The sequence below is a fragment of the bacterium genome, assembly GCA_030699905.1.
In the GTDB taxonomy this organism is placed as follows: Bacteria; Patescibacteriota; Minisyncoccia; order Phycocordibacterales.
The window spans coordinates 1-3175 of sequence record JAUYKQ010000008.1 but is presented as its reverse complement, the minus strand read 5'-3'; the positions used below and the strand labels follow the sequence as shown (position 1 = coordinate 3175).

Genomic DNA, 3175 nt, shown 5'->3' with positions numbered 1-3175 from the left:
AGGGCTTTTTGAAAGAAAGTTCATTGTGTATGGAAACAGGATTTTTGAAAATCAGGAGGCGAAAGTTTTTGTAATGGAGAAATTGAAAGAAATCGCGGTCTCGGAAAATATTTTCATTTTGCTTGAAGGGCCGGTGGACGCGGCGGCTCTTAAAAAGATTGAAAAAGCTGGAGGGAAAGTTCAGAAGTACGGAGAAAAAAACGAAGCGAAAGAAAAGAAGGACTTCTCGCTGACCGAGGCGCTTGGTCGGCGGGACAAAAAGACCCTTTGGGTTTTGTTTCAGAAAGAAATTATGAAAGGAAAAGAGGTGGAGGAACTTCACGGTCTTTTATTCTGGCAGATAAAGTCAATGATTGTTTCGCTAAATAGCCGTAGCGCGGTGGAAGCGGAAATGCACCCTTTTGTTTTTCAAAAATCACGCGCCTTTGCCAAGAACTATTCGGAAGACGAACTTAAAAACTTGTCATCAAAACTCGTTTCTCTCTACCACGACTCTCGTCGAGGCCTTCACGATTTTAATACCGCTCTTGAGAGATTTATTCTCACCATTTAAGTCCGCTGGCGCGTTCCTTGATTGGCGAAATAAAACTCTGCCAAAGGCAGAGTTTGAATTTTTCAATATTCTTTTCCCAAGCTCCAGCCTATCGTTTGGCCGGCTCTAAACGGCTCCACCGTCCAAGAACCGATTTTGTATTCCAAAGGAATTACAAACGGTCGGCGGATTAGCAGAATCTCTTTTGAAGCGGGTGGCAGTTTGTGAAGTTTTCGCAAATTCCGGCTCGTGAAGTTTACGAAAGTTTGCCGGCCCTCGTCTGTCTTGAATAAGTGCTTGAGTGCCTCGGCGTACAGAGGAAGAAGATAAGGCGCGTGATACGCACCGCAGGAACAGCGTCCTTTTTGGGGGTGCTTTGCTTTCTTGTCATGAGGCGCGACATCGGGGCCGGCCATAACCCAAGGGAGGTCTTCTCCTACCAGACGGACAAGCTCCGCTCTGTCGTTTTCATCGCCGTAAGACGGTTTGCATACGGCGCGGACATCGCCGTAAACCGTGTCGGCGGTTTCCAAAAGATGTTGTGGCGTTATGGTTACAAAGAACCTGTCGCTTTTCGCCATGTTTCTCCAGAGAGGGACGCACCGGCCATCGGTGCCGTGTTCCCAGATGATTTTAGCGTTCGTTTCTTCAAGCCACGTCAAGACGATTGGCAAACACGCAAACTCCGCGTCGTCGTTGCTGTATGTTGGAGAAGGGTGTTCAAAATGTCCGTGGACTCTCATTCCCACTTCGCCACACCGCTTAATGACGGGTAAAAGTTTTCCATAACGCACCACCCCGTAATCAGAGTTGGTGGTGCGATATTTAGGAAGTATTTTTCCGTCATTAATTCCTATCGTTTTACAGTCGTTAATGTCCCACTCTGTTGTGTCTTCCGTGATGGCGACATAAGGAATGATAAACAAGGACTTTCCTTGCGGAATAAGTCTCCGCAAGTTGCCAATGTAAGAAGCAACTTCTTGTACGGTTTTTAACCCCTCCAATGTGTTGGGCATCGCGCCCACCGTATCCGCCCCTCCTTCAATTGCATTTGCGAGAAGGTCTTTTTGTATTCTTCTGTCTTCCTCCGTCGTCCCTTCTCTGAAGTGGTCGTGCGCCGACGCGAGGGGTTCAACTGCGACTGAATCTGGTAGGGCGACTTCGTCTTGAGCCGCCTTCATTTCAGCTTTTTGCCACGCCCTTGGGCCTACACCAAGTCGTAACATTTCTTCCACTTCGGCATCTGTTTTGACACTCATATCAATTTCCTTTTTGTTGAAGTTCAAACTGGTAACATACTACTTCACTGCTCCAAAAATCGCAAGAAAAAACGCCGCCTCAAAAGGCAGCGTCTGTTTTTTACCGAGAATACTCGCTTTGTCTAATCTAAGACATGCTCACGAGGGCGGAACAAGCCATTCGCCGTCCCAAAGTGAACATTGCCGTGTCTTATCGTCTTTCGCACTTGTCTTGGCGCTAAAAAAGCGATTGAGCCGAGAAACACTGCGTCTGCTCCGGCATGGGAAACCTTTTCCGCGTCTTCGGGGCAGAGGATTCCGCCTCCTCCGCAGATTGGTTTCAGGAAATTCGCCTTTCGCGCGCGTTCCAACCATTCAATAAGAAGTGGCAGAAGTGGCGCGCCGGAGAGCCCGCCGGCAAAACCCGGGAAACGTTTGGCCATCGGGGATTTTTGGGGGTCGTCCGTGCCAAAAAGCCGTTTCCAGTCAATTGGCGAGGTTCGTTCTGTCCATTGCGCCTGTTTGCCGAAAGGCATAGTGTTGAAGACGCATATCGCATCTAACCTCGGGTGACGGCCGATTTTAAGCATTGATTCCGGATGAACTTCCGGCCCGAATTTCAGCATCACCGGAATATTAGCGGAAAGAGTTTTGTCCGCCAAGTTAAGAACTGGCAGAGCTTCTTCCGCCAAAGAGTGTGGGTCAAGCCCTCCGTTTGGACAAGAAAGATTGACTTGTACTCCCCAGTCGGCTAAAAACTTCTCATATCTGTAGGCGGCGGTGAGTTGTTCAAAAATAGCTTTAAGCTCGTACAGTCGGTCCTCGGCTGTTTTCTCCAAGGACATTACAGAAACCAAAAACGGGCGAAGTTGATTTTGCCACCAGCCCTGCTCTATGATGAATTCCAGTCCGGGACCGCTTAAGGACACAGCGTTTAACGCCACTCTATCTTTTCTTTTCACGATGATGCTCTTCGGAATCCACTCTTTTGGAGTTTTACCGTCTTTTTTGAGAGGCATATTGCCTGCTCGCGCCTCCAGTGTTGTGGTTTTGGCCACAAACGTGGATCCTCTGAAGTTGAGTCCAAACGGACGAAGCGGATGATGGTACCACCATCCGTTACCGTCAAAGTTTGTAACGCCGGATGCTTGATGCACCGACCCGAATCTAATGCCACGAAGAATCATAACAAAGACCTTTCTTTTTTGGTTTAGGGACTGTTGCCGAATAGGCTTTTGAGGTGATTTTTTAAAAATTCGAGCGAGGCGAAGGTTCAAATTTATGGCTTAATGCTGGAAGTATTGGCCATAAATTTGAACCAAGCCGTAGCCGAATTTTGGGGAAATCTGCCAAAATGGATATTCGGCAACAGTCCCGTTTTATCCCACAAAGCCGTTTGTGGCGA

General features: G+C 48.1%; 3 protein-coding genes. 1 reads left to right on the top strand and 2 read right to left on the bottom strand.

Annotated elements, in window-relative coordinates; all coding sequences use genetic code 11:
• Nucleotides 1-553 (top strand): hypothetical protein (locus Q8P86_01190; GenBank protein ID MDP3996293.1); only part of this gene is annotated, 553 nt, incomplete at its 5' end.
• A 62-nt stretch (nucleotides 554-615) separates the two neighbouring features.
• Here Q8P86_01190 and Q8P86_01185 read toward each other — a convergent pair.
• Nucleotides 616-1818: a hypothetical protein gene (locus Q8P86_01185; GenBank protein ID MDP3996292.1), complete on the bottom strand. Its 1203-nt coding sequence runs from the start codon at nucleotides 1816-1818 to the stop codon at nucleotides 616-618.
• 95 nt (nucleotides 1819-1913) lie between these two features.
• Nucleotides 1914-2957, bottom strand: a complete 1044-nt coding sequence (locus tag Q8P86_01180; protein ID MDP3996291.1) for a hypothetical protein — start codon at nucleotides 2955-2957, stop codon at nucleotides 1914-1916.
• Nucleotides 2958-3175: the final 218 nt, after the last annotated feature.